Genomic DNA, 19,558 nt, shown 5'->3' on the forward strand with positions numbered 1-19,558 from the left:
GCCGGGACCCAGATGGAATGGCGCTGTGATGGGGTCCTTGAGCGCGGTGCTTATCCGACCAATCTCTCGGCCTTAGGATCTGGGTCCCGGCATTCGCCGGGATGAGCGGAATTTGAAGGGAGGGCGAACGATCGAAACCTTCCCCACCTTCACCGCCGCCCTCGACCGCCGCCTGCGTCCGGACGCCGCCTGGCCGCTGGCCGTCGGTTTTTCCGGCGGCGGCGACAGCCTGGCCCTGCTGATCCTGACCCTGGACTGGGCCCGCGCCCACGGCCGTTCCGTGGTGAGCCTGACCGTCGACCACGGGCTGAACCCCGCCAGCGCCGCCTGGACCGCCGACGCCGTCGCCGAGGCCCGCGCCCTGGGGGCGGAGCCGCGCGCCCTCGCCTGGACCGGGCCCAAGCCCGCCACCGGCCTTTCCGCCGCCGCCCGCGCCGCGCGCCACGCCCTGCTGGGCGAGGCCGCCCGCGCCGCCGGGGCGCGCGTCCTGCTGCTGGGCCACACCCGCGACGACCTGGCCGAGGCGGCCGTGATGCGGGCCGGGGGCTCGACGGTGTCCGATCCCCGCGCCTGGGCGCCGTCGCCGGCCTGGCCGGAAGGGCGCGGCGTGTTCGTGTTGCGCCCCCTGCTTGAGGTGGGACGCGTCGATCTTCGCGATTGGCTGGCCGCGCGGGGCGAGACCTGGCTGGACGACCCGGCCAACGCCGATCCCCGGTCGGCCCGGGCCAGGGCGCGGCGGTCGCTCGCCGCTTCCGACGCGCCCGGCGGACCGGAGGAGGGGGCGGACAGGCCGATGGAGGCCGCGCCTTCGCCGTTCCAGGGAGGAGAAGGCTGGCTCGCGCTCGCCCGAACGGCTCCCGCCGCACACGTCGCCGCAGCCTGCCTGTGCGCGGCCGGGACGACGCGCCCGCCGCGCGGCGAGCGGCTCCAGCGCCTGGTCGCGCGGATCCGGGCCGGCGAGGACTTCACCGCCACCCTGGCCGGGGCGCGGATCGAGGCGGCGGGGGAGGCGGTGTCGTTCTTCCGCGAGCCGGGCGAGGTCAGACGCGTAGGTCCTCCCCTTGTGGTGGAGAAGGCCCTGGACCCCGGCCAACCCGTCGTCTGGGACGGCCGCTGGGAGCTTACCGCCGCCGAGCCCGGCCTGGTCGTGCGCGCCCTGCAGGGCCTCGCCGCCCGCCTGCCCGCCGCGCAACGCCAGGCGCTGAAAGGCTTTCCGCCCGCCGCCCGTCCCGGCCTGCCGGTCGTCCTGGCCCCGGATGGGACGCCGACTTGCCCGATCCTTGCAGAGGCGAAAGCCGTGCGAGCGCGTTGTCTTGTGGTGGATCGTTTCGAGGCGGCGACGGGCCGTGTCGATCAAGAGCCCGCGACATGATATCCCGCGCGTGGCGAAATCGGCCGGGCCGTCCTATCTTGGTAGGTCAGAGACTATCGTTGGGAAGACAACGCGTATGAATTTGAAGACCCTGGGCATCTGGGCGACCATCGTGGTGGTGCTGGCCATGGCCTATCTCGTCGTGAGCCAGGGCGGTAAGCCCGGCGGCAGCGGCGAGGTCAGCTACTCGCAGCTGCTCAAGAACGTCGATAGCGGCGATGTCAAAGAGGCCAACATCAACGGCGACGTCGTCAAGATCCAGCCGAAGACGGGCAAGCCCTATCAGGTGAACGTGCCGCCGAACTCCGAGGACCTGGTCAAGCGCCTGGAGGCGCGCGGTTCCTCGATCGTCTACCAGAAGAGCGGCTTCAGCCCCTTGGCCCTGCTGTTCAACATGCTGCCGATCCTGCTGCTGATCGGCGTGTGGATCTTCTTCATGCGTCAGATGCAGGGCGGCACCAAGGGCGCCATGGGCTTCGGCAAGTCCAAGGCCCGGCTGCTGACCGAGAACAAGAACCGCGTGCTCTTCGACGACGTCGCCGGCGTCGACGAGGCCAAGGAAGAGCTGCAGGAAGTGGTCGAGTTCCTGAAGGACCCGGCCAAGTTCCAGCGCCTGGGCGGCAAGATCCCCAAGGGCGCCCTGCTGGTCGGCCCTCCCGGCACCGGCAAGACCCTGATCGCCCGCGCCGTGGCCGGTGAAGCCGGCGTGCCGTTCTTCACCATCTCCGGTTCGGACTTCGTCGAGATGTTCGTCGGCGTCGGCGCCAGCCGCGTGCGCGACATGTTCGAGCAGGCCAAGAAGAACGCCCCCTGCATCATCTTCATCGACGAGATCGACGCCGTCGGCCGCCATCGCGGCGCCGGCCTGGGCGGCGGCAACGACGAGCGCGAGCAGACCCTCAACCAGCTGCTGGTCGAGATGGACGGCTTCGAGGCCAACGAAGGCATCATCCTGATCGCCGCCACCAACCGTCCCGACGTGCTGGACCCGGCCCTGCTGCGTCCGGGCCGCTTCGACCGTCAGGTCGTGGTGCCCAATCCGGACGTCTCGGGCCGCGAGAAGATCATCCGCGTGCACATGAAGAACGTGCCGCTGGCCGCCGACGTGGACGTCAAGACCCTGGCCCGCGGCACCCCCGGCTTCTCGGGCGCCGACCTGGCCAACCTGGTCAACGAGGCGGCCCTGACCGCCGCGCGCAAGAACCGCCGCATGGTCACCATGCACGACTTCGAGCACGCCAAGGACAAGGTCATGATGGGCGCCGAGCGCCGCTCGATGGCCATGAGCGAGGACGAGAAGAAGCTGACGGCCTATCACGAGGGCGGCCACGCCATCGTGGCCCTCAACGTCGCCGTCGCCGACCCGGTCCACAAGGCCACCATCGTGCCGCGCGGCCGCGCCCTGGGCATGGTCATGCAGCTGCCCGAGGGCGACCGCTACTCGATGAGCTACGACATGATGACCTCGCGCCTGGCCATCATGATGGCCGGCCGCGTGGCGGAAGAGCTGATCTTCGGCAAGCACAAGATCACCTCGGGCGCCTCCAGCGATATCAGCGCCGCCACCAGCCTGGCCCGCAACATGGTCACCCGCTGGGGCTTCTCGGACGAGCTGGGCACCGTGGCTTACGGCGACAACCAGGACGAGGTGTTCCTGGGCCACTCGGTGGCCCGCACCCAGAACGTCTCGCCCGAGACCATGATGAAGATCGACAGCGAGGTGCGTCGCCTGGTCAAGGGCGGCGAGGACGAGGCCCGCCAGATCCTGACCGAGAAGCTGGACGGCCTGCACTCGGTGGCCAAGGCGCTGCTGGAGTTCGAGACCCTCAGCGGCGACGAGATCATCGGCGTCATGAAGGGCATCCCGCCCGTCCGCGTCGAGGACGAGAGCAACAAGATGCCGACGGGGCCGGTGGCCTCGGTGCCGGTGTCGACGGGCGTCACCGCCTAGGCCTCGGCGTCTCGAGACCAAGTTGGAAGAGCCGGATCGGTCCGCCGATCCGGCTTTTTCTTTGCGCCGGTTCTTTGCATCCCCGCGGCGACGGCGCTAAGCCTGAAGCGGGGCCGCGACGCGCGGCGGGGAGGCATGACATGAAAAACGCGATCATCGCCCTGGCGGGCGCGACGGCGCTGGCCCTGGCGGGCGGGGCCGCCCAGGCCCAGGCCATCCACAAGGACGGCATGACCGGCCCCGAAGTGGCGGCCTGGCTCCAGAAGGGCGGCTACAAGGCCGTGCTGAGCAAGGACGACGGCGGCGATCCGCTGATCGACAGCGCCGCCGACGGCCACAGCTTCAAGATCTATTTCTACGACTGCGACGCGACCAAGCGCTGCAAGGCGCTGCAGTTCTCGGCCGGCTTCGACCTGAAGTCCGGCCTGACCCTGGCCAAGGCCAACGAGTGGAACCGCAAGAACCGCTATCTGAAGGTCTATCTCGACGACGACGGCGACCCCTACGTCCAGTACGACGTCAACGTGAACGCCGGCCGCACGATCCCGGGCCTGGACGACGACTTCAGCGTCTGGACCGGCATGATCGGCGACTTCACCACGTTCATCGACTGGTAGGACTGCGAACGCCCCCTCCGTCACGTCGCTGCGCGACGCGCCACCTCCCCCGTTGCACGGGGGAGGAGAGGCCGGTTCCGCTTCCTCCTCACCCGCAACGCGGGGGAGGTGGCGCGATGCGAATACGCATCGTGACGGAGGGGGCGTCGCGGGCCTAAAACCCCGTCCATGACATCCCAACACCCTCGCCCCCGCGTCATGGGGATCGTCAACGTCACGCCCGACAGCTTCTCGGACGGCGGGCGGTTCCTCGATCCCGGCGCGGCGCTGGACCAGGCGCGGCGGCTGATCGACCAGGGCGCCGACATCCTCGACATCGGCGGCGAGAGCACCCGGCCCGGCGCGACGCCCGTGCCGGCCGCCGAGGAGATCGCCCGCGTGGTCCCGCTGATCGAGGCGATCCGCGCCACCAGCGACGTCGCCGTCTCGATCGACACCATGAAGCCCGCCGTGGCCCGCGCCGCCGTCGCCGCCGGGGCCACGATCTGGAACGACGTGGCCGCCCTGCGCTTCGCGCCCGATGCGCCCGAGGTCGCCGCCGAGCTGGGCTGCGAGGTGGTGCTGATGCACATGCTGGGCGAGCCGGGGACCATGCAGGACGCCCCGCGCTACGACGACGTCGTGGCCGAGGTCGAGGCCTTCCTGCTGGCCCGCGCCTTCACCGCCATGGCCGCCGGGGTGGCGCGCGAGAAGATCTGGCTCGACCCGGGCATCGGCTTCGGCAAGACCCCGACCCACAACCTGGCCCTGCTGGCCGCCCTGCCGCGCTTCAAGGCCCTGGGCTATCCGATCCTGCTGGGCGCCAGCCGCAAGCGTTTCATCGCCGCCCTGGACCCGCTGGGGGCGGAGGCGGGCGACCGCCTGGGCGGCTCCCTTGCGGCCCACCTGCACGGCGCGGCGGCCGGCGTGGCGGCGGTGCGCGTCCACGACGTGCGCGAGACGGTCCAGGCGCTGACGGTGTGGGGCGCGATCGGCGGTGCGGGCTAGACCCGCGCCAGTCCCGCCCGCTGCGGCAAGGTCTCCGGCGTCCGCACGTCCCAGGCCAGGCCCAGGCGCTCCAACAGGCGGATGAAGGCGAAGCCCCAGTCGGCTTGCCCGGGATACAATCCCAGCCTCGCCGAGCCCGGCCAGGCGTGGTGGTTGTTGTGCCAGGCCTCGCCCATGGTCGGGATCGCCGCCCAGGGCACGTCGTGTGCCTGGACGCCCGAGGCGGTCACCAGCCAGCGCTGCGGTCCGGTGGTGTGCGCCAGGCGGCCGACGTACCAGTGGCCGGTCACCGACACGCAGACCCGCGCGCAGACGCCCCACAGCAGCCACGACCAGCCGCCCAGCGCGAACAGGACGACCGCCACGGGCAGCTGCTGCAGCATCCAGGTGCGTTCCAGGAAGCGGTAGAACCGGTCGTCGGCGATCCGGGCCGGGATCGCCTGGCGCGGCGCCGCGTCCAGCACCAGCCGGCCGTGCAGGTTCCAGGCGTAGTCGGTCCAGAACCCGGCGCGGTTGGCAAGGTACGGGTGACAGGCCGGCTGGCGCTGGCCCCAGTCGCGCAGGTCGTGGGCGGCGATCATGGCCAGCGGCCCGCTCATGCCGACCAGCGTCCCCAGCCACATCATCAGGCGGTCCAGCCAGGGCGGGCTCTGGAAGCTGCCGTGGATCAGCCGCCGGTGGAAGCCGACGGAATGGCCGATCAGCAGGGTGGCGCCGGTCAGGACCACGAACACGCCGAGCCCGCTCCAGCTGAAGGCGAACGGCGCGGCCAGGGCGCCGGCCAGCATGACGCCCTGCCAGAGCGAGGTCGCCGGCGCCCAGACCACCCGGCCGACCGCGGCGTCGCCGCCCGCGTCCTCGGCGATGGAGTGGACGGCGTAAGGATCGTCGTGAGGGTGCGAATTCATTCGGCGGTTTCCTTCTCGTCCCGGCTCGCCACGACCACTACCCAACCGGCGACGGCGCCGCTCAGGCCAAGGACGATCGTCATGATCAGGAAGGGCTTGGGATCGGCGGCGGAGTGGAGGCCAAGCCCCCGAAGGAGCAGGCTGGAGGCCATGAAGGTCGCCAGGCCGCCGAAGGCCGCGCCCGCCCAGGGCGAGCGCCATCCCAGGGCCCACAACATCCACCAGCCGGGTATGCCGATCATGATCAGGCCGAAGGCCCAGATGGTTAGGGTGGAGACAAGGACCGCGAGCATGACCAGGACCGCGCCGACAAGCATCGATCCGAGGCTTTCCGTCGGCGAGGTGGCGACACCCGAGACCACGATCACCGCGCCCGGAAGGCTGGCCCCCGTCAGCGCGCCGGCGACCAGGCCCCTGATCGCGTTCCGCGGCGGCCAGACGGAGTCGTGACGGGCCATCGCGCTCATCGGTCGGCGCCTTGCGAACCGTAGGCCGCCTGCGCCGTCACCCAGCCCACGACCGCGCCGATCAGGGCCAGCCCGCCGGCTATCGGCAGGAGCCCCCAGGGCTCGTCGGCCAGGCTTGGGTTGAGGCCCAGCCCGAGTATCCAGGACACGATAAGGGTCGCCGCGCCGCCGAATCCCGCGCCAACCCCTCGTGAGCGCCATCCCAAGGCGTGCAATGCGGCCCATCCGGGCAGGCCGACCACCATCAGTCCGCCGGCCCAGACCGGAAGCGAGAACAGGAAAAACAGGAACGCGACCGCCACGCCGTTCCCGAACGCCTCGAAACCGCCCTGCATCAGGCTGGCGATCGACACCACGACAACGACCGCCGCCGCGAGCAACCCTGATCCCGTGAAGGTTCCGGCGACGATGGCCCCGGCGACCTTTCCAGGCGACAGGGCGGAGGCGCGGCGATCGGTCAGGGCGGCGTCCATGGCGATATCCTCGATTGAAGATAAGCTATTCCTTAAATACCTCATCGCTAATTTGCAAGCGGTTAGCGAAGCGCTTAAATACCTTCCCATGCAGCGCGTGTTCGAAGCCCTCTCCTCGACGGTCCGCCGGAAGATCCTGGCCTATCTGGCCCATGCCGATCTGACGGCGGGGGACATCGCCTCGCGCTTTTCGATCTCCAAGCCGGCGGTGTCGCAACACCTGTCGATCCTGGAGGCGGCGGGCCTGGTGCGCAGCGAGAAGCGCGGCCAGTTCGTGCACTACAGCCTGGTGCGCGACAGCCTGGTCAACACCCTGAACGACTTCGTCCAGGAGGTCTGCCCGGTCTCCAAGCCGCTGAAGACCGAAAGCGCCCGCCTGAAGGACGAGCGCGAGGCCTAGCCGACCGCCGCGCCCATGCTAGCCTTCTTCCAAAAGGGAGGGGCCGATGCTGCGGATCGAACCAGCCGAGGGGCTGCGCCAGGCGGCGCAGGCGGATTGGCGGACGCTGGGCGCCATCACCGCCGAGGCCTTCGCCGCGGACCCGGTCGCCACCTGGACCTTCGACGGCAAGCCCTGCTTGAAGCCCGTGTTCCAGCGCCTGGCGCGGGACGTCTACCTGCCGCGCGGGATCTGCCACCTGGCGGACGGCGACAGGGGCGCGACCATGTGGCTGCCGCCGGGCCCCAGCAAGGAACTGCCGCCGCTGTCGCTGCTGGGCGCGGCGGCCCGGCTGCTGGTCGACGGCGGGCCCAAGGCCATGAAGCGCGCCCTGGCCGTCGACGCCGAGATGGTGCGCCGCAAGCCCAAGGCGCCCCACGTCTACCTGTTCACGATCGGCGTGCTGAGCGAGGCGCGGGGCAAGGGGCTGGGGCGGCGGCTGTTGGCGCCGGTCCTGGCCGGCTGCGACGCGGCGGGCCTGCCGGCCTATCTGGAGAACAGCAATCCGGCCAACACCCCGCTCTACGAAGGGGCGGGATTCCGCATGCTGGAGGTCTTCGCCCCCGCGCCCGGCGCCCCGCCGCTGGCGGCGATGTGGCGGGAGCCGCGCGCCTGACTCAGGCCTCTTGCGTCCGTCCCCTTGCGTCCAGGGGCGAAACCGCCAAGCTGCGCGACCTAGTCGGGAGACCCCATGCGTTCCGTTCTCATCGCCGCCGCGCTCGCCGCCCCCCTGGCCCTGGCCGGCCCCGCATTCGCCGCCGAGCCCGCGCCCAAGCCGGCTAAGGTCCAGCCCGTCCTGAAGACCGTCGCCGCCGATGTCGACGCCAAGGCGCTGGAGGCCACGATCCGGTCGCTGGTGGGCTTCGGCACCCGCCACACCCTGTCGGACACCACCTCGGACACCCGGGGCATCGGCGCCGCGCGGCGCTGGACGGCGGCGCGGTTCGCGACGATCTCCAAGGACTGCGGTGGCTGCCTGACGGTCGAGACGCCCAGCAAGACCTTCACCGGCAAGCGGGCGCCGAACGGCGTCGAGATCGTCGACGTGCTGGGGATCCAGCGCGGGACCACCGATCCGGACCGGGTGGTGATCATCGCCGGCCACATCGACAGCCGGGTCAACGACGTGATGGACGCCACGACCGACGCGCCCGGCGCCAACGACGACGGCTCGGGCGTGGCGGCGGTGCTGGAGGCGGCGCGGGTGCTGTCCAAGCACAAATTCCCGGCCACCATCGTCTATGCGGTGCTGTCGGGCGAGGAGCAGGGCCTGTTCGGCGGCCAGCTGCTGGCCCAGACCGCCAAGGAGAAGGGCTGGAAGGTCGAGGCCGACCTCAACAACGACATCGTCGGCAATGTCCACGGCATCGGCGGGACCGTGGACCGGACCCACGTGCGGGTGTTCTCGGAAGGCACCAAGGCGGTCGAGACGCCGGAACAGGCCAACACCCGGCGCTACAACGGCGGCGAGGTCGACAGCCCGTCGCGCAACCTGGCCCGGTTCATGGACGGCCTGGCCGACCGCTATGTGAAGGGGCTGGACGTGGTGATGGTCTACCGCACCGACCGCTACGGCCGGGGCGGCGACCAGGTGCCGGTGCTGGAGGCCGGCTATCCGGCCGTGCGGGTCACCGAGGCGGCCGAGCACTACGACCGCCAGCACCAGACCGTCCGCACCGAGAACGGCCGGGCCTATGGCGATGTGATCGAGGGCGTGGACTTCCCGTATCTGGCCCAGGTGACGCGGCTGAACGCCGTGACCCTGGCCGCCCTGGCCTCGGCCCCGGCCCCGCCGTCGGGCGTCAAGATCGAGGGCGCGGTCAGCGCCGACACCAAGGTCTCGTGGACGGCCGTCCCGGGCGCGGCCGGCTACCGCGTCTGGTGGCGCGGCACGACCGAGCCGCGGTGGAGCCGCGCGCGGGCGGTCGGGGCGGAGACCTCGACGACGCTGAAGAATGTGGTGATCGACGACTGGTTCTTCGGGGTGTCGTCGGTGGGCGCCGACGGCTGGGAGAGCCCGGTTGTGTTCCCCGGGGCGGCGGGGAGCTTCGAGAGCGTGGGGAAGTAGGTCCGGACGTCGGGCTGTAGCCACTTGCCCCCTACGGACCGCTTCGCGGTCGTCTTCCCCCATAGGGGGAAGAGCCGCGCGGAAGGCTCCGCCCCCTACGGGGCGGACAGGCGACGAAGTCGCCAGGTGGGGGTAAGTGGGTGAGCCACCGCCCAAGGCGCCTACCCCATACCCCCGACTCCCCGCTAGAAGAGCCCATGACCAGCGCCCCCCACCAAGGCCGCGTGCTCGTCCTCGCCGGATCGGATTCCGGCGGCGGGGCGGGGATCCAGGCCGACATCAAGACCATCACCGCCCTGGGCGGCTACGCGGCCACGGCGATCACGGCGATCACCGTGCAGAACACCCTGGGCGTCACCGGCGTCCATCCGATCCCGCTGGACATCGTCGAGGCCCAGGCCCGCGCCGTGCTGGACGACATCGGGGCCGACGCCTTCAAGACCGGCATGCTGGGCGACGCCGCCACGGTCGAGGTCGTGGCCCGGGTGCTGGACAGCGCCCCAAAAACACGAAATGGGGCCGTCCCCGCCGTCATCGATCCGGTGATGATCGCCAAGGGCGGGGCCTCGCTGCTGGCGCAGCAGGCGATCGGGGCGCTGAAGAGCCTGCTGGTCCCGCGCGCCGCCCTGCTGACCCCCAATGCCCCCGAGGCCGCCGCCCTGACCGGCCTGACGGTCGAGACCACCGACGACCTGCGCCGGGCCGGCGAGGCCCTCTTGGAGCTGGGCGCCCACGCGGTGCTGATGAAGGGCGGCCACGTCGCGGGCGAGCGGGTCGTGGACCTGCTGATCACCCGCCAGGGCGAGACCGCCTTCGAGGGCGAGCGGATCGAGACCCGCCACACCCACGGCACCGGCTGCACCTTGGCCAGCGCCTGCGCCACGGGCCTGGCCCAGGGCCTGGGCCTGACGGAGTCGGTGGCCCGGGCCTGGAACTACGTCCACGAGGCCATGCTGCGCGCTCCGGGCTTCGGGGCGGGGCACGGTCCGCTGGATCATGCGTGGGGGGTGCGGAAATGAGCGATCTGGAAGCCCGCCTCGTCGACATCGTCCGCAGCGTCCCGACCACGATGCAGGTGCTGCGCACGGCCCGAGACCTGGGCCTGCCCGACGCCATGGTGTTTTCCGGCGCCGTCTACCAGCCGGTCTGGAACCACCTGACCGGCCGGGCGCCGGACTACGGAATCAAGGACTACGACGTGGCCTATCACGACGCGTCCGACACCTCGTACGAGGCCGAGGACGTGGTCATCAAACGGGTGGCCGCCGCGTTCGAGCCGCCGCTGCGCGACCTGGTCGAGGTGCGCAACCAGGCCCGCGTCCATCTGTGGTTCGAGAAGAAGTTCGGCGCCGACGAGCCCTATCCGCCGCTGGAGTCCAGCGCCGAGGCCCTGAAGCGCTTCGTGGCCACGGCCTTCTGCGTGGGCGTGCGGATGGAGGCCGACGACAGCCTGTCGGTGTTCGCGCCGTTCGGCCTGGACGACCTGTTCGCCCTGTATCTGCGGCCCAACCCGCTGCGGGTGAAGGGGGCGGGCGGCTGGGCGCGCACGACGGGCTCGGCCCAGGCGCGCTGGCCGGAGATCACGGTCGAGGGGCAGTGAAGACCCCCTCAGTCGCTCCGCGACAGCTCCCCCAGAGGGGGAGCATCTGCTCGGCGTAGATCCTCCCCCTCTGGGGGAGGTGGCCCGAAGGGCCGGAGGGGGAGCCGCCGCTACATTGTCCCGCGTGACAATGTTCGAATTGATCCATGCTGGGGCGATGGTTAGGCGTTGAGGAACAGGAGCCCCGCCATGCGCCAGTGGACCGTCGACGCCTTCGCCTCCGGCCCGTTCAAGGGCAATCCGGCCTGCGTGGTCGAGCCGTTCGACGCCTGGCCCGAGACGGCCTGGATGCAGGCCCTGGCGGCCGAGAACAACCAGGCCGAAACCGCCTTCCTGCTGCGCACCGCCGATCCGGCGCGGTTCGGCCTGCGCTGGTTCACCCCGACGGTCGAGGCCCCGATCTGCGGCCACGCCACCCTGGCCAGCGCCCATGCCCTGTTCGAGGAGCTGGGCGTCGACGTCCCGCTGCTGACCTTCGACACCCTGTCGGGCGCGCTGACCGTGCGCCGGGTCGACGGTGTGTTCGGCGGGCGGGGGCTGGAGATGGACTTCCCGGCCGATCCGCCGCGGCGGGTCGAGGCGGGGCGGGACCTGGCCAAGGCCCTGGGCGTGGAGCCCCTGGAGGTCTGGGCGGGGCAGTACCTGCTGGCCGTGGTCGCCGACGAGGCGACGGTGCGCGGGCTGTCGCCCGACCTGGCGTTGCTGAACACGGTCGGCGGCGGCCTGGCCAAGGGTGGGGCGGGTCAGGCGATCGTCGCCGCCCTGGCCGATCCGGGGCGGGACTACGCGGTGGTCAGCCGGTTCTTCGCGCCGGGCTGCGGCATTCCCGAGGACCCGACCACGGGCTCGGCCCACTGCATCCTCATGCCGTTCTTCGGCGAGCGGCTGGGGGCGGCGACCCTGCGGTTCCACCAGGCCTGCCCCGGGCGGGGCGGGGACCTGGAATGCGAAAACCGCGGCGCGCGCGTTCTGTTGCGCGGCCGCGGCTTCACGATGGTGGAGAGCCGGCTGAGGGTGGAACCGGCTCTCCGTTAGCCCTCACGGGCCTAGTAGCGACGGCCGTAGCGGTCGCCGTCGTGGCGCTCGTAGCGGATCTGGGCGCTGATGCGGTCGTAGCGGCGATCCAGGTCGGCGCGTTCCCAGCCGCTCAGGCCGCCGCGACGATAGCGGCTTTCCAGACGGGCGGTTTCACGCAGGTCGCCCTTCAGGCGCCAGGCTTCGTTGCGGGTCAGGCCGCCGCTGCGGATGCCCATGTCGATCCGCTGGTCCAGGCGGGCGACACGGTCGCCGCCGATGTCCTGGTAGCCGCGGTCATAACCACGGTCGTAGCCGGGACCGGGGCCATAGGCCTGGGCCGAGGCGACAGCGGGGACGGCGGCGGCGACAGCCGAGACCGCGGCGATCGAAAGCAGAATCTTTTTCATCGGTACGGTTCCTCTTGAACATTTCCGACGCCCGACGGGGACGACGTTGACGACAAGAGACCACACCCAGCCTGAAGCGGTTCTGAGCCGCTCGTTATGTTCTGTTCAGGTACCTGAACACCCCAAACGCCCGCTCATCCCGGCGAATGCCGGGACCCAGATCCCAAGGCGTCTGGGCTGGTTGGATGAACGCCGAGCTTCTGGAGCCCGCCACACCGTTATTCCATCTGGGTCCCGGCATTCGCCGGGATGAGCGGAGCTGTTAAGCCGCAGCCGTCTTCGCGCCGTCGCGCCGGGCGATGGCCACGGCGGTCTCGATGGCGTCGTACAGCTTGGTGACCTCGATCGGCTTGGCGACGTGGCCGTCCATGCCGGCGGCCATGTAGCCCTCGACCTGGTGGACCAGGGCGTTGGCGGTGACGGCGACGATCGGGATGCGCTTGCGGCTCTCGCTGACCTCGAGCGCGCGGATGGTGCGGGCCGCCTCGACGCCGTCCATGACCGGCATGTGGATGTCCATCAGGACGATGTCGTGGCCGCCGCGCTTCCAGGCCTCGACGCAGGCCGCGCCGTCGGCCACCAGCTCGACCTCGGCGCCCAGCGGGGCCAGGACGGCGGCGATGACCTTCTGGTTGGTCGGATTGTCGTCGGCGGCCAGCACCCGCAGGCGGCGCTCGGATTCGATCGGCGGCGGGGCCGCCTCGACCTGGGCCGGCACGGTCGCCTCGCCGCGCGGCATGGCCACCACGACGGTGAAGGTCGAGCCCTGGCCCTCGCGGCTCTGCACATGCACGCCGCCGCCCATCAGGGTGGCCAGCTCGTTGCAGATCGACAGGCCCAGGCCCGAGCCGCCGAACCGGCGGGTGGTCGAGCTGTCGGCCTGGACGAACTTGTCGAACAGGCGGGGCAGGGTCTCGGCGTCGATGCCGATGCCGGTGTCGACCACGTCGACGCGCAGGCCGCTGCCGTCGTCGGCCGAGGCGAAGCGCACCGAGACGCTGCCTTCCAGCGTGAACTTCAGGGCGTTGGAGACCAGGTTGCCCAGGATCTGGCGCAGGCGGTCGGCGTCACCGCGCCACGAACCCAGGGCTTCGGGCGCGACGAAGACGCCGAACTCCAGGTTCTTGGCCCGGGCCTGGGTGGTGTAGGACTCGCGGACCGACAGGGCCAGGCTGGCCAGGTCGAAGTCGCGCTCCACCAGGTCCAGGCGCCCGGCCTCGATCTTCGACAGGTCCAGCACGTCGTTGAGCACCGACAGCAGCAGGCCGCCGGATTCGCGGATCACCGACAGGCGCTCGCGCTGGGCGGGGCTGAGCTCGCCCATGGCCATCACCTCGGTCATGGCCAGCACCCCGTTCAGCGGGGTGCGGATCTCGTGGCTCATATTGGCCAGGAAGTGCGACTTCAGGACATTGGCGGCGTTGGCGTCGTCGCGCGCCTTGACCAGTTCGGCCATGGCGCCGCGCAGGTCGTGGTCGTTGATCTCCAGCCGCGAGACCAGATGGTTGAAGCTGTCGGTCAGGCTCTGGAAGACGTCGTCGTCGGCGGCCTGCTCCACCGGCTTGAACTGGCCGTTGGCGGCCACTTCGCGCATGGCGTTGGACAGGCGCTCCATCGGCTTGGTCATGCGGCGGGCCAGGCCGTTGGCCAGCAGGATCGCCAGGCCGGCCGAGCCGAAGAACAGGGTGCCGGTCAGGGCCAGGTCGCGGGCCACGATGTCGGTCAGGCTGGGGCGACGGGCCGCCAGGGACAGGGTGCCGACCTGGCGCGAACCCAGCTTCACGGGGCGGACCAGGGTGTCGACTTCGGAATCCTTGGCCGCGCCCACCTGGGCCACGGGCTGGCCGCTCATGTCGATCAGGCTGACGGAGACGACGTTGGGCGCCTTGGCCACCGCCTCGAGGGCGCGATAGACGCCGACGGTGTTGTGGTCGGCCATCGGCGCGGCGGCGCCGGCCGCCACCATCTGGGCCAGGATTTCATGATTGGCCCGGGATTCCTGGCGGGCGACGCTCCACTGCTGGACCATGAAGCATAGGCAAGCCGCCAGCAGCGCGACCACCGTGGTGGTCAGCGCGACAGCCGAAATCCGCGCCTGCAGAGGCGCGTGAGTCGCGGCTTCAGAGCTGCGGCTGTCGTCGATCATTTCCCGTCCCAGGAGAATCCTAGAGGTCGAGCTTGCCCCAATCTTCCTAACGCTTCGCTTCCAAGATACAGCGGCCCCGCGACAAAACAACGTTAACGCGCATTTCTCATTGCACAGTTCTTAACTTTTCGTTTACCTCTATCCTTAGTCTTTCATTAAGGAGATGGGGCGTGGAAAAGGTTTTTGTCGTCAAGCGTGTGGCCAGCAAGCTGCATGGGACCGAGGCCGCGATCGACGCGGCGATGGTGCAAACCGCCGAAATGATGTCGGAACTCGTCCAAGCCCGTAAGGATCTGGGCCTGTCGCCGACCTTCGCCGCCGACGTCACCAGCAAGGTGATCGCGGCTATGTCCGCTCTGTCGGAAGCTCGCGAAGCCATGGTCTCGGCTCACGCCGACCTGGATGAAAAGCGTCTGCGTCTGGGCGTCCGCACCAAGATGATCGGCTGGGACATGAAGGACGGTTCGTTCGCTTCGGCCGACGTCCAAGGCTCCGAGCGGATCGCCGAAGCCGGCTAATCGAAGCCAGCTAAGCAATATTGCAAGAGTTTAATCCCTAGGGTCTCTAATTCGCGTTAGAGACTCTAGGGATGCACCTGCAAATCGCACCTCTGCTGGGATGGAGCGCCACCTTCTTGGTGTGCGGCTTGGCGTGGATCAAAGGGTCCGCGGCCGAGCGCTGGGGCAGCTTGATCGTGCTGGCCGGATCGGTGGTCGCCCTGATCATCCAGATGGTCCTGCCCCCGCGGCCCGAGGCGATCGCCCTGCTGCTGTCCGAAGGGCTCTATAGCCTCGCTTTCCTGATGCTGGCCCTGCGCTACACCAGCCCCTGGCTGGGCGGCGCGATGCTGCTGCAGGCCACGCAGTTCGGCCTGCACGCCTACTACATCGTCGCCGAGCGCAAGCACGACCTGACCTACGGGATCGTCAACAACCTGAATTCCGCCGGGGTGCTGGTCTGCATCCTGTTCGGGATTTTCGCCTCGGCCCGCCGCCGGGCCCGCGCCGCAAAATAATTGCCTGGTACGGACGATTTGTCCGTCGCACGGCAAAATCTCTCCTTGCCTTCGTCGCCGAAACGGGGTTTCTCGCCGGCGGGCCACATCCCCCCAACGGGATGCAGTCCATCTGTAAGGATGGGAGACATCGCTATGACCACGACCCTCGCCAAGCCGGCGATCCGCCCGGCTCGTCCCGAGTTCTCTTCCGGCCCCTGCGCCAAGCGCCCCGGCTGGACCCCCGAAAATCTCAGAAACGCCGTATTGGGCCGGTCGCACCGCTCCAAGCTGGGCAAGGGCCGCCTGAAGGCCGCCATCGACCAGACGCGCGAAGTGCTGGAAGTCCCCGCCGACTTCCTGATCGGCATCGTCGCCGGTTCGGACACCGGCGCCGTCGAGATGGCGATGTGGTCGATGCTGGGCGCCAAGCCCGTGCAGCTGCTGGCCTTCGAGTCCTTCGGCAAGGACTGGGTCACCGACGTGACCAAGCAGCTGAAGCTGCCGAACGTGGAAGTGCTCGACGCGCCCTACGGCCAGCTGCCCGACACTTCCAAGGTCGATCCGGCCAAGGACCTGGTCTTCACCTGGAACGGCACCACCTCGGGCGTCCGCGTCCCGAACGCCGACTTCATCAGCGCCGACCGCGAAGGCATCACCATCTGCGACGCCACCAGCGCCGCCTTCGCCCAGGACCTGGACTGGACCAAGCTCGATGTCGTGACCTTCTCCTGGCAGAAGGCGCTGGGCGGCGAGGGCGCGCACGGGATCCTGATCCTGTCGCCGCGCGCCGTGGCCCGTCTTGAGAGCTACACCCCCGCCTGGCCGATGCCGAAGCTGTTCCGCATGACCAAGGGCGGCAAGATCGCGGCCGACATCTTCGAGGGCGCGACGATCAACACCCCGTCGATGCTCTGCGTCGAAGATGCGCTCGACGCCCTGAAGTGGGCTTCGTCCATCGGCGGCCTGGAAGCCATGCAGGCCCGCGCCGACCAGAACCTGGCCGTGCTGGCCGACTGGGTGGCCAAGACCCCGTGGGTCGAGTTCCTGGCGGCGACGCCGGAAATCCGCTCCAACACCTCGGTGTGCCTCAAGGTCGTCGATCCCAAGATCACGGCGCTGTCGGACGACGCCCAGGCCGACTTCGCCAAGAAGCTGGCCTCGCTGCTCGAGAAGGAGGGCGCGGCCCTCGACATCGGCGGCTATCGCGACGCCCCGGCCGGCCTGCGCATCTGGTGCGGCGCCACCGTCGAGGCCTCGGACCTCGAGGCCCTGACGCCGTGGCTGGACTGGGCGTTCGCGTCCGTCTCGGCCGAACTGGCCGCCGCTTAACCTAGCGCCCTAGAACCCCCTCAGTCGCTCCGCGACAGCTCCCCCGGAGGGGGAGCATCGCAGCGGGCAGGTCCTCCCCCCCTCTGGGGGAGGCAGCCCGAAGGGCCGGAGGGGGCCTTCACCGCACACCATTCTCCGCAAGGAACCCCGACATGACCGCTCCCCGCGTCCTCATCGCCGACAAGCTCAGCCCCGCCGCCGTCGACATCTTCAAGAACCGCGGCCTGGACTTCGACATCAAGACCGGCCTGTCCAAGGACGAGCTGATCGCCGTGATCGGCGACTATGACGGCATCGCCATCCGCTCGGGCGCCAAGCTCGACAAGGACGTGATCGCCGCCGCCCACAAGCTGCGCGTCATCGCCCGCGCCGGCATCGGCGTCGACAACGTCGACATCCCGGCCGCCACGGCCAAGGGCATCGTGGTGATGAACACCCCGTTCGGCAACTCGATCACCACGGCCGAGCACGCCATCGCCATGATGTTCGCCCTGGCCCGCCAGCTGCCCCAGGCCGACGCCTCCACCCAGGCCGGCAAGTGGGAGAAGAACCGCTTCATGGGCGTGGAGCTGTTCGCCAAGACCCTGGGCCTGATCGGCGCCGGCAACATCGGCGGCATCGTCGCCGACCGGGCGCTGGGCCTGAAGATGAAGGTCGTGGCCTACGACCCCTTCCTGTCGCCGGAACGCGCCATCGAGATGGGCGTCGAGAAGGTCGAGCTGGAAGAGCTGCTGGCCCGCGCCGACGTCATCACCCTGCACACCCCGCTGACCGACAAGACCCGCAACATCCTGTCGGCCGAGAACCTGGCCAAGACCAAGAAGGGCGTGCTGATCGTCAACTGCGCCCGCGGCGGCCTGGTGGACGAGACGGTCCTGCGCAAGCTCCTGGACGACGGCCACGTGGGCGGCGCGGCCTTCGACGTGTTCGTCACCGAGCCGGCCAAGGAGAACCCGCTGTTCGGCTCGGACAAGGTCGTGGCCACCCCGCACCTGGGCGCCAGCACCGCCGAGGCCCAGGAGAACGTGGCCCTGCAGGTCGCCGAACAGGTCAGCGACTACCTGCTGACCGGTGCGGTCACCAACGCCCTGAACAGCCCGTCGATCACGGCGGAAGAGGCCCCCAAGCTGAAGCCGTTCGTGGCCCTGGCCGAGAAGATCGGCGCCCTGGCCGGCCAGATGGTCGACTTCGGCATCTCGGCGATCGACATCGCCTTCGAAGGCGAGGTCTCCAAGCTGAACGTCAAGCCGATGAGCTCGGCCGCCCTGGCCGGGATCCTCAAGCCGATGCTGGCCGAGATCAACATGGTCTCCGCCCCGGCCGTGGCCAAGGAGCGCGGCATCACCGTCTCGGAGAGCCGCCAGGAGGTCAGCCCCACCTATGACAGCCTGATGCGCATCACCATCACCACCGAGAAGGGCAAGCGCGCCTTCGCCGGCACGGTGATCGCCGGCGCGCCGCGCATCGTCGAGGTCAAGGGCATGGAGCTGGACGCGGGCTTCTCGCCGGCCATGCTCTACATCAACAACCTGGACAAGCCGGGCTTCATCGGCGCCCTGGGCATGCTGCTGGGCGAGGCGGGCGTCAACATCGCCACCTTCAACCTGGGCCGCGTCTCGGCCGACGAGGACGCCATCGCCCTGGTCGGCGTCGACCAGGCCCCGGACGAGGCCCTGCTGGCCAAGATCCAGGCCCTGCCGCACGTCAAGGAAGCCCGCGCCCTGACGTTCTAGGAAACTGAGCCACAGTCCCCGGCCTCGCGCCGGGGACGAAGCCCTGGGGGACGCCGTGGATCTTTTGGATGAGCGATGGCTGGGCCTGCTGGGCGGCTACCGTTTGCCCTATGACCCCCGCCCGGCCCTCAAGGCGATTGACGACGATCAGGGCGCCGAAGCCGCCTGGTCGGAACTCTGGGAAGAGCTCCACCACCAGGGCGACGTCGATGTCGCCTCCTACGCCGCCGTGCCGTGGATCGCGCGCCTGGCCGCCGATGGAAAGGCGGGCGGATGGAACGCCTACGCACTGGCGGCCACCATCGAACAGTCACGCGTCCATGACCGAAACCCGCCGATCCCGGACTGGCTGTCCGCCGACTATGCCCAGGCCTGGGAGACGCTGCTGGCGGCCGCCCTGGACCTCCTGCGCGTTGCCGAGGATCCGACCGTGGTCGGCAGCGCCCTGGCCGTGGTGGCCGTCCGCAAGCGCCTGCCCGTCCTGGCGCGGCTGGCGGGGGAATTCAACGAGGCCGAGCGACAGAAGATCTTCGACCACGGCGTCTGGGTCTAGGTCGCGCGCGCCGGCCAAGCAGTTTTGGTGCAGGGCCTGATCGGAAGCGATGAAGTCCGTGTCCCGCCATTTTCAAGCCTCACCGGAACGGCTAGGTGCGGAGGGACCTCACCCGGAGTTTCGATGTCCATCCGCGCCCGCAAGATCAATCGCCTGGTCTTCATCGTCTTCCTGGCCGCCTCGGCCTACGCCCTGGCCCGGGCCCTGCTGCCCGACGACGACAGCATCGGCCTGATCCCGTGGGACAAGGCCAAGCACTTCATCGTCTTCTATGTGCTGAGCGTCCTGGCCAGCCTGGCCCTGCCGCAGAGCCGGCTGCACCGCATCGGCCTGGTGATCCTGGCGTTCGGCGGCGGGATCGAGGTCCTGCAGGGCCTGGTCGGCCGCGACGCCTCGTGGTTCGACCTGTTCGCCGACGCCTGCGGCATCAGCGCCGCCTTCGGGCCGATGCTGGTCAGCCAGTGGTGGCGCGGCAAGGCGCGGTTCTAGATTTC

At 69.9% G+C, this 19,558-nt stretch carries 21 protein-coding genes; 16 read left to right on the top strand and 5 right to left on the bottom strand.

Annotated features, from left to right (window positions below; all coding sequences use genetic code 11):
- Window positions 1-112: 112 nt before the first annotated feature.
- The 4 genes from tilS to folP all read left to right on the top strand — a co-directional run bounded on the left by tilS (window position 113) and on the right by folP (window position 4,927).
- Window positions 113-1,372: a tRNA lysidine(34) synthetase TilS gene (gene tilS / locus BR39_RS0101245; RefSeq protein ID WP_231499372.1), complete on the top strand. Its 1,260-nt coding sequence runs from the start codon at window positions 113-115 to the stop codon at window positions 1,370-1,372.
- A gap of 76 nt (window positions 1,373-1,448) precedes the next feature.
- Entirely contained in the window at window positions 1,449-3,323 is a 1,875-nt protein-coding gene (gene ftsH / locus BR39_RS0101250) for an ATP-dependent zinc metalloprotease FtsH (RefSeq protein ID WP_029907218.1), read from the top strand.
- Between the two features lie 140 nt (window positions 3,324-3,463).
- Window positions 3,464-3,940 carry a YbjN domain-containing protein gene (locus BR39_RS0101255; protein WP_029907219.1) on the top strand — a complete coding sequence of 159 codons (477 nt, stop codon included), beginning with the start codon at window positions 3,464-3,466 and terminating at the stop codon, window positions 3,938-3,940.
- 168 nt (window positions 3,941-4,108) lie between these two features.
- Complete coding sequence (gene folP / locus BR39_RS0101260) at window positions 4,109-4,927, top strand: dihydropteroate synthase (RefSeq protein WP_029907220.1); 819 nt, start codon at window positions 4,109-4,111, stop codon at window positions 4,925-4,927.
- Here the strand turns inward: folP and BR39_RS0101265 are convergent.
- From BR39_RS0101265 to BR39_RS0101275, 3 genes are read right to left on the bottom strand one after another with little or no spacing between them, the layout of a single operon-like run.
- Window positions 4,924-5,835: an acyl-CoA desaturase gene (locus BR39_RS0101265; RefSeq protein ID WP_029907221.1), complete on the bottom strand. Its 912-nt coding sequence runs from the start codon at window positions 5,833-5,835 to the stop codon at window positions 4,924-4,926. The two genes, folP and BR39_RS0101265, sit on opposite strands and share 4 nt — an antisense overlap.
- Entirely contained in the window at window positions 5,832-6,302 is a 471-nt protein-coding gene (locus BR39_RS0101270; protein ID WP_029907222.1) for a hypothetical protein, read from the bottom strand. The genes BR39_RS0101265 and BR39_RS0101270 overlap by 4 nt, the downstream gene beginning before the upstream one ends.
- Complete coding sequence (locus tag BR39_RS0101275; protein ID WP_029907223.1) at window positions 6,299-6,775, bottom strand: hypothetical protein; 477 nt, start codon at window positions 6,773-6,775, stop codon at window positions 6,299-6,301. Before BR39_RS0101275 ends, BR39_RS0101270 begins: the two co-directional genes overlap by 4 nt.
- 88 nt (window positions 6,776-6,863) lie before the next feature.
- On the opposite strand from BR39_RS0101275, the gene BR39_RS0101280 reads away from it, so the two are divergent.
- The 6 genes from BR39_RS0101280 (at window position 6,864) to BR39_RS0101305 (ending at window position 11,917) form a co-directional block, all read left to right on the top strand.
- On the top strand, window positions 6,864-7,175 hold the full coding sequence (locus tag BR39_RS0101280) for a metalloregulator ArsR/SmtB family transcription factor (protein ID WP_051695042.1): 312 nt from the start codon (window positions 6,864-6,866) through the stop codon (window positions 7,173-7,175).
- A gap of 46 nt (window positions 7,176-7,221) precedes the next feature.
- Window positions 7,222-7,830 (top strand): GNAT family N-acetyltransferase, encoded by a 609-nt coding sequence (locus BR39_RS25570; protein ID WP_051695044.1) that lies wholly within the window; start codon window positions 7,222-7,224, stop codon window positions 7,828-7,830.
- Window positions 7,831-7,905: 75 nt separating this feature from the next.
- Window positions 7,906-9,282, top strand: coding sequence for a M20/M25/M40 family metallo-hydrolase (locus BR39_RS0101290; protein ID WP_029907226.1), 1,377 nt, complete (start codon window positions 7,906-7,908; stop codon window positions 9,280-9,282).
- 197 nt (window positions 9,283-9,479) lie between these two features.
- On the top strand, window positions 9,480-10,301 hold the full coding sequence (gene thiD, locus BR39_RS0101295) for a bifunctional hydroxymethylpyrimidine kinase/phosphomethylpyrimidine kinase (protein WP_029907227.1): 822 nt from the start codon (window positions 9,480-9,482) through the stop codon (window positions 10,299-10,301).
- Complete coding sequence (locus BR39_RS0101300; RefSeq protein ID WP_029907228.1) at window positions 10,298-10,882, top strand: nucleotidyltransferase family protein; 585 nt, start codon at window positions 10,298-10,300, stop codon at window positions 10,880-10,882. The genes thiD and BR39_RS0101300 overlap by 4 nt, the downstream gene beginning before the upstream one ends.
- 189 nt (window positions 10,883-11,071) lie before the next feature.
- Complete coding sequence (locus BR39_RS0101305; protein WP_029907229.1) at window positions 11,072-11,917, top strand: PhzF family phenazine biosynthesis protein; 846 nt, start codon at window positions 11,072-11,074, stop codon at window positions 11,915-11,917.
- 11 nt (window positions 11,918-11,928) lie between these two features.
- Here BR39_RS0101305 and BR39_RS0101310 read toward each other — a convergent pair whose 3' ends face one another.
- Together BR39_RS0101310 and BR39_RS0101315 are read right to left on the bottom strand one after the other, a co-directional pair.
- The gene (locus BR39_RS0101310; protein ID WP_029907230.1) at window positions 11,929-12,306 is read right to left on the bottom strand and encodes a hypothetical protein; all 378 of its coding nucleotides are present in this window, start codon (window positions 12,304-12,306) and stop codon (window positions 11,929-11,931) included.
- A 262-nt stretch (window positions 12,307-12,568) separates the two neighbouring features.
- Window positions 12,569-14,452 (bottom strand): ATP-binding protein, encoded by a 1,884-nt coding sequence (locus BR39_RS0101315; protein ID WP_029907231.1) that lies wholly within the window; start codon window positions 14,450-14,452, stop codon window positions 12,569-12,571.
- A 170-nt stretch (window positions 14,453-14,622) separates the two neighbouring features.
- Here BR39_RS0101315 and BR39_RS0101320 point away from each other — a divergent pair, with 170 nt between their 5' ends.
- The 6 genes from BR39_RS0101320 to BR39_RS0101345 all read left to right on the top strand — a co-directional run bounded on the left by BR39_RS0101320 (window position 14,623) and on the right by BR39_RS0101345 (window position 19,553).
- The gene (locus BR39_RS0101320; protein WP_029907232.1) at window positions 14,623-14,970 is read left to right on the top strand and encodes a hypothetical protein; all 348 of its coding nucleotides are present in this window, start codon (window positions 14,623-14,625) and stop codon (window positions 14,968-14,970) included.
- A gap of 119 nt (window positions 14,971-15,089) precedes the next feature.
- Window positions 15,090-15,467, top strand: a complete 378-nt coding sequence (locus tag BR39_RS0101325; RefSeq protein WP_231499378.1) for a hypothetical protein — start codon at window positions 15,090-15,092, stop codon at window positions 15,465-15,467.
- Between the two features lie 135 nt (window positions 15,468-15,602).
- Window positions 15,603-16,778 carry a phosphoserine transaminase gene (locus BR39_RS0101330; RefSeq protein ID WP_029907234.1) on the top strand — a complete coding sequence of 392 codons (1,176 nt, stop codon included), beginning with the start codon at window positions 15,603-15,605 and terminating at the stop codon, window positions 16,776-16,778.
- Between the two features lie 152 nt (window positions 16,779-16,930).
- Entirely contained in the window at window positions 16,931-18,511 is a 1,581-nt protein-coding gene (serA, locus tag BR39_RS0101335; protein ID WP_029907235.1) for a phosphoglycerate dehydrogenase, read from the top strand.
- Window positions 18,512-18,566: 55 nt separating this feature from the next.
- Window positions 18,567-19,064, top strand: coding sequence for a hypothetical protein (locus BR39_RS25575; RefSeq protein WP_051695046.1), 498 nt, complete (start codon window positions 18,567-18,569; stop codon window positions 19,062-19,064).
- Window positions 19,065-19,187: 123 nt separating this feature from the next.
- The gene (locus BR39_RS0101345; RefSeq protein ID WP_029907237.1) at window positions 19,188-19,553 is read left to right on the top strand and encodes a VanZ family protein; all 366 of its coding nucleotides are present in this window, start codon (window positions 19,188-19,190) and stop codon (window positions 19,551-19,553) included.
- Window positions 19,554-19,558 lie beyond the last annotated feature (5 nt).

The sequence above is a fragment of the Caulobacter sp. UNC358MFTsu5.1 genome (assembly GCF_000712075.1).
In the GTDB taxonomy this organism is placed as follows: Bacteria; Pseudomonadota; Alphaproteobacteria; order Caulobacterales; family Caulobacteraceae; genus Caulobacter.

Coding starts and splice junctions, on each gene's coding strand:
- BR39_RS0101310 (WP_029907230.1), bottom strand. CDS start 12,306: ATGAAAAAGATTCTGCTTTCGATCGCCGCGGTCTCGGCTGTCGCCGCC.
- BR39_RS0101280 (WP_051695042.1), top strand. CDS start 6,864: ATGCAGCGCGTGTTCGAAGCCCTCTCCTCGACGGTCCGCCGGAAGATC.
- BR39_RS0101305 (WP_029907229.1), top strand. CDS start 11,072: ATGCGCCAGTGGACCGTCGACGCCTTCGCCTCCGGCCCGTTCAAGGGC.
- BR39_RS0101265 (WP_029907221.1), bottom strand. CDS start 5,835: ATGAATTCGCACCCTCACGACGATCCTTACGCCGTCCACTCCATCGCC.
- thiD (WP_029907227.1), top strand. CDS start 9,480: ATGACCAGCGCCCCCCACCAAGGCCGCGTGCTCGTCCTCGCCGGATCG.
- BR39_RS25570 (WP_051695044.1), top strand. CDS start 7,222: ATGCTGCGGATCGAACCAGCCGAGGGGCTGCGCCAGGCGGCGCAGGCG.
- BR39_RS0101275 (WP_029907223.1), bottom strand. CDS start 6,775: ATGGACGCCGCCCTGACCGATCGCCGCGCCTCCGCCCTGTCGCCTGGA.
- BR39_RS0101345 (WP_029907237.1), top strand. CDS start 19,188: ATGTCCATCCGCGCCCGCAAGATCAATCGCCTGGTCTTCATCGTCTTC.
- BR39_RS0101290 (WP_029907226.1), top strand. CDS start 7,906: ATGCGTTCCGTTCTCATCGCCGCCGCGCTCGCCGCCCCCCTGGCCCTG.
- BR39_RS0101270 (WP_029907222.1), bottom strand. CDS start 6,302: ATGAGCGCGATGGCCCGTCACGACTCCGTCTGGCCGCCGCGGAACGCG.
- serA (WP_029907235.1), top strand. CDS start 16,931: ATGACCGCTCCCCGCGTCCTCATCGCCGACAAGCTCAGCCCCGCCGCC.
- BR39_RS0101255 (WP_029907219.1), top strand. CDS start 3,464: ATGAAAAACGCGATCATCGCCCTGGCGGGCGCGACGGCGCTGGCCCTG.
- BR39_RS0101300 (WP_029907228.1), top strand. CDS start 10,298: ATGAGCGATCTGGAAGCCCGCCTCGTCGACATCGTCCGCAGCGTCCCG.
- folP (WP_029907220.1), top strand. CDS start 4,109: ATGACATCCCAACACCCTCGCCCCCGCGTCATGGGGATCGTCAACGTC.
- BR39_RS0101315 (WP_029907231.1), bottom strand. CDS start 14,452: ATGATCGACGACAGCCGCAGCTCTGAAGCCGCGACTCACGCGCCTCTG.
- BR39_RS0101330 (WP_029907234.1), top strand. CDS start 15,603: ATGACCACGACCCTCGCCAAGCCGGCGATCCGCCCGGCTCGTCCCGAG.
- ftsH (WP_029907218.1), top strand. CDS start 1,449: ATGAATTTGAAGACCCTGGGCATCTGGGCGACCATCGTGGTGGTGCTG.